Here is an 8,526-nt window from a genome sequence, read left to right on the forward strand (position 1 = left end):
ATCGGCGCGTTCACCAGCCCCACGTACCGGTCGAGATCCTGTTGGACGTATTTCGCGTAGAACTCGCGCGGCGTGATGCCGAATTCGCGGATTAGCTCGCCGGAAACGAACCCGTCGCCGTCCTTCTTCTTCGCGGGTGCCCCCGCGGCGCCCGTGCCGGCGGCGGCATCCGTCGCGGCCTTGGTATCCTTGCCGTCCTTGTCGTCGGCGTCGTCCTTCTTGCGCGCCGTCCAGTCGAATGTCTTCGGCGGCTCGCCGAGCGCGATCGTGACGATGCGGTACACGTCGGCCATCTGGCCGTCCTTGAGCGCGCGCAGCTCCGCCATGCCCTCGCCCAGCGCATGCGCCTTGCGCAGTTCGAGCGCAAACTCGCGCAGCTTCGCGTTGAGATACTGCGTGAACGCGTCCGAATCGCGCGTGTTCGCGGTTTCCGGGTACGCGGACTTCGGCACGAGACCGTACTTCGCGGCGAGCGAGGCAAACATGGTCCACCAGCCGCCGTCGTCCGCCGGATAGTCGTTGATCGCCTGGAACAGACGCGAATCGGTGGGTTCGTCGAGAGTGGCCAGCACCTGTTCGAGGTAGAAGTTCGATTTCTCGATCTTGTCGTAGAAGAACAGGTAGGTTTCGGAGAATTCGAAGTCGTCGAGGTCCCAGCGGCGGATCACATCGTGGCTCAGCGTGTTCAGGGCGGCGAACATCCAGCAGCGTCCGGAGTGTTCCTGTGCGGTGATCGACCCCTGCTTGAGTTCGATGGAGAATTCGTCGCGGGGCAGCGCGCGCAGCCCCTGATAGTCGGTCGCGGCCTTGATGACGCCCGCGCTGGTCGCGGCGGTGGCGGCGACGCGGTTCGCGCGGGAGGCGTTGAAGGCGGTGGAGTATGTGGCGAGCGCGTCATCGGTGAGCGCGCCTTCGATGGATTCCGGTGCCGCTGCGATCGCGGCTGTGACGGCATCGTCGATGACGGCGTCCAGATTGTCGCCGCCGCGGGGGGCGTCCCCGGCGTTCTTGGTGTTCTTGTTGTTCTCGGTCATGATTCCCCATTATCGCTCGTTTTCGACGGTATGGGCGATCGGACGACACGATGCGATTCCCGCCGTGCATTGGAGGCCGCGTGGAGACACGCATGGAAACGCGCATGGCACCGCCGCGCGGCCGCGACGCATGCCGCCTCATGTGACGTTCAGGTGACGTGTGCGAAAATTCACAGCCGGGAATGGCCATCGCGGGTACGTTCTTCGCGCAACGGCGCGATAATGGCCGTATGACTATCGCAACTCCCGAACGTTACGCCGAAATGCTGGATGCCGCGCGTCGCGGCGGATACGCCTACCCCGCCATCAACGTGACGAGCACGCAGACCCTGAACGCCGCCCTGCAGGGCTTCGCCGAAGCCGAATCCGATGGCATCATCCAGGTGTCCGTCGGCGGTTCCTCCTACTTCTCCGGCCAGAGCGTCAAGGACCGCGTCACCGGTTCGCTCGCGTTCGCCGCGTTCGCGCACGAGGTCGCGAAGAAGTATCCGAACATCACCGTCGCGCTGCACACCGACCACTGCGCCAAGCAGTACCTCGACGAGTGGGTGCGCCCGCTGCTCGCGCACGAGGCCGACGAGGTCGCGCACGGCCAGGAGCCGACGTTCCAGTCGCACATGTGGGACGGTTCCACCGTGCCGCTCGCTGAGAACCTCGACATCGCCGAGGAGCTGCTCGACAAGTCCGTCAAGGCGCACACTGTGCTGGAGATCGAGATCGGCGCGGTCGGCGGCGAGGAGGACGGACAGTCCGCGGAGATCGACGAGAAGCTGTACTCCACGCCGGAGGATGGTGTGAAAGTCGCGCAGCGGCTCGGCCTGGGCGAGCGCGGACGCTACATGGCTGCGTTCACGTTCGGCAACGTGCACGGCTCGTACAAGCCCGGCATGGTCAAGCTGCGTCCGGCGCTGCTGGGCGACATCCAGCGCGAGGTCGCGAACGCGGTCGTGGATGGGCGCGTGGCCTCCGCGGCCGGCGCGGTCGACTTCCCGAACGGCAAGCCGTTCGCGCTCGTGTTCCACGGCGGTTCCGGCTCGCGCCCGGAGGAGATCGCCGAGGCGGTCTCGTACGGCGTGGTCAAGATGAACGTCGACACGGACACGCAGTACGCGTTCACGCGTGCGATCGCCGACCACATGTTTACGCACTACGATTCCGTGCTCAAGGTCGACGGCGAGGTCGGTCAGAAGAAGTTCTACGACCCGCGTTCGTGGGGCAAGAAGGCCGAGGCGTCGATGGCGGCCCGCGTGGTCGAGGCTTGCCGGGAGCTCGGCTCCGCCGGCAAGGCGCTCAAGTAGCGCGGTTTCCCGCGTCTGGTTGTTTCTCCGTCAGGGGCGTCACCCGCCTTGGAGGGAGAAGACCGCTGTTCGTCGCGGAGTGATTTCAGGGGCGGCGCCTTCTGGGCGCCGCCCCCCGTCGTATGTTCTAGGCCGTGTTGCCTTCTATGCTTGGATTCGGTTTTCCGTCATTGCAAGATTCGGATTTCGTAGTTGGGAGCCTCCGAATTTTGGTTGTTGGAACATTCGGATTTTGGTCGCTGGGTTATTCGGATTCTCGTGGCGCTAGTATTTCGCGCCGTACATTCGTTGATGAATTGACTACCCTTCAGCCCCGTTTCGCCCCTGGCAAGGGGAGCCGAGAACGGGATAAACGAATTTACGGCGCAGGACACTGGTGCTGTTTCGTTCATGGTCGGAGAGTGAGGGAAGAACGCTTTTGGTGGTGGATGATTCCGACCAAGAGGACTGGGTGGGATGATTCTGACCCGGATAACGGTGCTGTTCGGGTGCTGTTCGGGGACATGACCTACGCGGTTGGACGGCTGGCCTGTGCAGCCGGCCTCCAACTTGTGCAGCTCGGGACCCGACCTGCGCGTTCGGCGGCCGAACCTGCGCAATCCGGACAGTAACCTGTGCGGTTTTGCCCCCAACTTGCGCAGTCCAAGCCCCAACCTGCGCACAGGGGTGCTGAAAGAAGCCCTGTGCAAGGTTCAAGAGCGTATGAGCCGCATATCGAAAAGCCTGGAATTCCAAGGAATCCCACGACGCCGCCCCGCCCGGCGCAAGCAGTCCTTTACGACCCCTATGCGCAGGTTCGCCATCAAACTGCGCAGGTTCGCCACCGGATCGCGCAGGTTCGAGATCAGACTGTACAGGTTCGTGCCCGGACTGCGCAGATTCATGTCCCTGCCCGCACGACCCGCCCACGCAAACCCGATGTCAAACCACAGAATCAGGCAATCCCAATGTGCGGCCGCGCAAAGCCAATGCCCGACTACAGGATTAGGCAAGGCTGATGTCCGGGACCGCGCAACCCGATGCCCGACTGTAGGGGCAGGCAAGCAGATGCACGACCGTGCACCGTCGATGTCAAACCGCAGGATCAGGCAAGGCCGGTGTCCGCCCGCATGATCAGGCAATTCCGACGCCCGGCTGCAGGGTTGTTTTCGTCCCAAGCGCGGTGTTTCCGTCCCAGACTTGGAATGAAAGCGACGTTGACGGGCCTCTCCGCGGCGTTTCCTTTCCAGGCTTGGAATGGTGCAGACGCTGTTGGAAGCGCCGTTGACAAGCCATCCGGCGTCTCTTGGTGTTTTCCAGTGGTGTTTCCGTCGCAGGTTTGGAATGAAAGCGACGCTGACGGGCCTCCCAGCGGCGTTTCCCTTCCAGACTTGGAACGGTGCAGATGCTGTTGGGATGGAAGTTCCGCTGACAAGCCATCCGGTGTTTCCCAGTGGTGCTTCCGTTCTAAGGCGCGGTGGTCGCAGACGTTGTTGGAATGGAAACGCCGCTGCCGGAATGGGAATGATGCCATTGAAACGGAAGCGACGTTCCGGCACGAAAACGGCCCCGTGCGTCGTCCACTTCCGGGCCACTTCCGGTCTGCTCCCCGGCCACTTCCGGCCAGCTTCCGTCTGCTTCTGGTCCCGCGCTCGGCCCGCTTCCAGCCGTTCACGCCCGCTTCCGACCCGCTCCCGCCATGCCAAATCGCCCGTTTCCGGTTCGCGCTCGCACTCGCTTCCGCCTACACCAGGCCGGCTCGCATCACCTGTCACATCACCTTGGTGCTTTCGAGGTTGCGGATGACCCAGTCGTTGAGGCGGATCACCGGCTTGCGCAGCACCAGCCCCAGCACGAGCGAGGGCACGAGGAACAGCGCGAGCTTGCCCATCGCCACCCAGTACTCCATGCCGTAGGCGCCGGCCATCGCCGAATGCATCGCATCCACTGCGTACGGGAACAGCAGCCAGCGCGCAATCACCTGGAAGAACGGCGGCAGCGTCTCCACCGGGAACGTGCCGCCGGAACCCGCCACCTGCATGACGAGCAGCACCACGGCGATGGCCTTGCCGATGTCGCCGAACGAGACGGTGAGCGTGTACACGATGTTCGAGAACACGATTGCCGCCAGCCAGCCGACCATCATGAACTGCAGCGGATGCTCGCACTGCACGCCAAGGTACAGCAGGTCACCTAGGCACACGAGCGTGCCCTGCAGCAGCGCCAGCACGCCGAAGATCATGTACCGGCCGAAATACTCCTGATGCAGCCGCAGCCCGAACCGGCGCGCGTTGCCCGGCGATTCGGAGTGCGGCTTGCGCAGCACGTCGAGCATGGCGCCCGGTCCGGCCTCGCGCCCGATGATCACCGCGTCGCGCAGCCCCACGTCCTCGCCAAGCGGCAACGTGTTGCCGAGCCCTAGGATCATGGCTTTCTCATGGTCGGAAATCGCCACCTTGAGCATCGCCACGAGGACGATCGCGCCCACCCAGATCGCGAGGATCGTGTAGAACGGCGCCATCGCGGAACCGTAGTTCGCGATCGGATAGACGGCCTTGCGGTCGACGGCGACCGGCGCGGACATCACGGTCGCGAGCGTCGTCGCATCGGCGGACGTGATCGCGGACGTGTCCGCGCCCCCAGCGCCACCTGCGCCCGTCACCGCCGCGCCGAACCTCGCCTGCAGGGCGTCGAGCTTCGCCGCGGACTTGTCGAGCGTCGTGGCGATGCCGGTCAATGCGGAGCGCACGTCGCCCAGTCCGGACGAGATGCCGCCGGAGAGCCTGCGCACGTCGGCTGTGGTCGAGGCCAGTCCGCTCACCACGTTTCCGGCCTGCGTGACCATGTCGTCCATCGACGAAGTGAGCGCGTCGATCTGCGGCTTCAGCGAGGATCGGTAGTTGTCCGCGGCGTTGGTGACGGCCTTGCGCGCGCTCGCGATCTGCGCCTTCACGTCGCGGCGCGTCGCCGCCAGGTCCGCGGTGCCGTCGTTCACGCGCTTGGCCGCGTCGCCGAGCGAGGCGGCTGCGGCGGACAGTCTACGCTGCGTGTCCTGCGCCTGGTCGGCGGCGGCGTTCAGCGCGTCCCTGACCGTGGAGGAGCCCGCCGAGCCGGCCAGGGAGCGCAGCGCCTTCGCATAGCCGTCGTACGCGTCCGCCTGCCCGGAGACCTTCGATTCGAGGTCTGTGAGCGCGCCCGCCACCTGCCCGGATTGCGCGTCGATGCCGTCGAACGCCTTGTCGAGTTGCGCGTCGATGGTGTCGTATGATTCCGCGGCCTGCCGTAGCGCGTCGGCGACGCCTCCGGATGCGCCGTCCATCGCCTTCGCGAGCGACGTCGCGCCTTTCTTGCCTTGGTTGAGCGCCTGTTTCGCGGTGTCGGCCTGCGAGCCGGCAAATCCGAGCATCTTGTCGGTGGAGTCGATGATGCCGTCGGCTGCGGCGAGCAGGTTCGCGTACGAGGTGGCCTGCGCGGAGGCGGAGCGCATGCGCGCGGACATCGTGGCGAGGTGGCTGGTGGCGTTCGCCACGTATTGCTGCATCTGTGGACTGTCCGCATACCCGGCGATGTTCGAGGCGAGTCCCAGCGCCACTTCGCCGAGCGTCTTGGCGAACGTCTGGTCGATGGTCGTGGCGACCGTGCCGGCGCCTTCGTCGGTGATGTGCGGCGCGATCGGGTTGATTTTCTCGTTGAGGTAGTAGTCGAGCTGCGCGTGGCGGATCGTCGGCGAGAAGATGGTCATCATGTCGGCGCTGAACGATTTCGGGATGACGAGCGCCGCATAGTAGTCGCCCGAGTACACGCCGTCGACGGCCTTGTCGCGGTCGACGAACTGCCAGTCGAGGTCGTGGTTGGCGCGCAGGGCGGCGATGACCGTCTCGCCCACGTTGACGCGTACCGGCATGATGTCCGATTTGTAGCCGGAATCCGTGTTCGCGACGGCGACTTTCAGCGATTTCGTGTTGCCGTACGGGTCCCAGCTCGCCGTGATGTTGTACCACGCGTACAGCGCCGGCACGATGACGAGCCCCACGGCCACGATGATCGAGATCACGTTGCGTGTGGCCTGTTTGACGTCGCGTGCGAAGATGCGCCAGATGTTCCTCATCGTGCGTCTCCCTTCCCGTTGCGCGGGTCCTGCGAATCGTGCCCGTCCTGCGCGGCACGCCCGCCGCCGTCCGCGTCGCCGCCGGTGCGCGAGTGGCCGCCCGCACGCCCGCGGCGCCACACGTACCCGTTGAGCATCAGGTCGCGGAACTGGCCGGGCATGAGCGCGTCCGTGCCGACCTGGCGCGCGTAGCTTTCGCGCATGTATTCGACGATGATGAGATACGCGTCGATGACGATGATCGACACGATCCACGCGGAGAGCATCGCGATCTTCGCCTGCGTGAAGAACAGGAGCAGCAGGAACGCGAACGGCAGCACGGTGAGCAGCACCAGACCGGAGACGATCATTTTCGGGTAGCGGTCGAAGAAGCGGCGCGCGCGGCGGGTGACGATCCCGCGCATGTCCGACGAGGCGGACAGCGCGCGGAACGTGGAGGTGAGGCTCAGCCGCTCGTTGACCATCGTGTCGCGTTCGGTGATCATCAGGTCGGTGACGCCGAGGCGGCGGTCGAACAGGGCGTTGAGGTTCATCGCATACTGGCGCACCACGAGTCCGACGAACAGCGCGACCGGCACGTAGTAGGCGAGGTGCAGCATGTCGAGCCAGTAGTGGTTCGCGTACAGGCCGCCGATGGGCCCGCGCATCGCGTTGATGCCGTACGTGAACGGCAGCCACGGGTGCAGGTCGCGGAAGAAATCGGGCATGAGTTCGATCGGGTACAGGCCGGATGCGCCCGGAATCTGCACGATGACGAGAATCACCGCGACCGCCTTGCCGATATGCCGGAACGCGACCGCCAGCGCGTAGATGATGTTCACGTAGACGAACGAACACCACAGGCCCGCAAGGATGAACAGCAGCGGATGCTCGCATTGGATGCCGATCACCAGGTCGCCCACGCACACGATGAGCGCCTGCAGCAGGCCGATGGAGACGAGCAGCATCCAACGCCCCAGATACGCCTGCGCGGCGGTCATGTGGCGCATGCTTTCGCGGGTCTCGCGGTCCACTTCCAGCTTGTAGATGGCGATGAGCACGAACCCGCCCACCCACAGTGCCAGATTCGTGTAGAACGGCGTGACCGACGAGCCGTAGTTGTCCATCGGGTACACGGTGCGCGTGCGCAGCGCGACCGGGGAGCCCATGAACTTGCCGAACTCCTTGTCGTCGAGGTGGAGCTTGTTTTTGAGGGAGGAGCAGATGGCGGAGCTGTCGACCGCGGCCACGTCGGTGCGTACGCCGTCCACGTCGCTGGCGAGCTGGCCGAGCGAGTCGCGCGTGCTGTGCACGGTCTGCTTGGTCTGTGTGATCGTGCCGGCGAGCTGGTCGAGCAGACCGGTCGCCTGTGTGGTGGTGTCGGCGAGCGAGGTGAGCGTGCCGGCCATCGTGCCGTTGAGCGCGCCGAACGCGTTCAACGACGAGGTGAGGTTCGGCATGACGGTGCCGGTGAGCGTGCCGCGCGCCTTGTTCAGTCCGGTGATGCCGCCGTTGACGGCGGTGCCGGTCGCGTCGGACAGGCCGCCGGCCGCGTTCTTGCCGGCGGTGATGAACCCGGTCGCGTGTTTCTGGAAGTCGTCGGCCTGCTGTTGCTGCCGCGCGACCGCGTCGGACATCGCGTTCACCTGGCTCCAGATGCGCTGCCCGGCCGGGTCGGTGGTGTTCTCGTCGATGCCCGCGCGGCGCAGCGTGCTTTTGAGCGAGTCGATGGCGGAGGCGGTCTGGCCGAGCGGCGCGGAGATCGCGTTGTGGATCTGGTCGACGGAGTCCTGCGTGCGGTTGAGCGTGTCGGTCACGTCGCCCGCGGCCGCGTTCGCCTTCACGCCGATGCCGGACAGGTTCGCGGAACCTTGGTCGAGCGCGCCGACCATCGTCGTCGACAATCGTTGCGACGAGGTCTGCGCCTGCGCGAGCAGCGAACCCGACTGCGCGGACGTGCGCTGCGCCGTCGCAATCGTCTTGCCGAGTCCGTCGAGCGTGGACCGCGCGTCGGCGATGGCGCCGTCCGCGCCGTCGAGTGTGCCCTGCATGGTGGCGAGCGAGGCGTTCGCGTCGCGGATGTCGCGCGCGACGGCGTCGAGGTCGGCGATCACGGCGCGCTGCGTGG

Annotated in this window: 4 protein-coding genes; 1 reads left to right on the top strand and 3 read right to left on the bottom strand. The window is 65.5% G+C overall.

The features are described 5' to 3' along the window. The coding region (locus BFAL_RS01855; RefSeq protein WP_305765037.1) for a C1 family peptidase at positions 1-1,034 on the bottom strand (1,034 nt) is incomplete at its 3' end. Between the two features lie 230 nt (positions 1,035-1,264). Here BFAL_RS01855 and fbaA point away from each other — a divergent pair. After that, a complete protein-coding gene (fbaA, locus tag BFAL_RS01860) occupies positions 1,265-2,332 on the top strand; it encodes a class II fructose-bisphosphate aldolase (RefSeq protein ID WP_055426750.1) in 1,068 nt (355 codons plus the stop codon). A gap of 1,750 nt (positions 2,333-4,082) precedes the next feature. Here the strand turns inward: fbaA and BFAL_RS01865 are convergent. Together BFAL_RS01865 and BFAL_RS01870 are read right to left on the bottom strand one after the other, a co-directional pair. Next, a complete protein-coding gene (locus tag BFAL_RS01865) occupies positions 4,083-6,419 on the bottom strand; it encodes a YhgE/Pip domain-containing protein (protein WP_055426751.1) in 2,337 nt (778 codons plus the stop codon). Continuing rightward, on the bottom strand, positions 6,416-8,526 hold a 2,111-nt coding region (locus tag BFAL_RS01870; protein ID WP_152973477.1), incomplete at its 5' end, for a YhgE/Pip family protein. The genes BFAL_RS01865 and BFAL_RS01870, both read right to left, overlap by 4 nt.

The sequence above is a fragment of the Bifidobacterium aesculapii genome (assembly GCF_001417815.1).
GTDB classification, from domain to species: Bacteria; Actinomycetota; Actinomycetes; order Actinomycetales; family Bifidobacteriaceae; genus Bifidobacterium; species Bifidobacterium aesculapii.

Bases quoted from the DNA above. Each gene is read 5' to 3' on its own strand.
- fbaA (WP_055426750.1), top strand. From the start codon at position 1,265: ATGACTATCGCAACTCCCGAACGTTACGCCGAAATGCTGGATGCCGCG.
- BFAL_RS01865 (WP_055426751.1), bottom strand. From the start codon at position 6,419: ATGAGGAACATCTGGCGCATCTTCGCACGCGACGTCAAACAGGCCACA.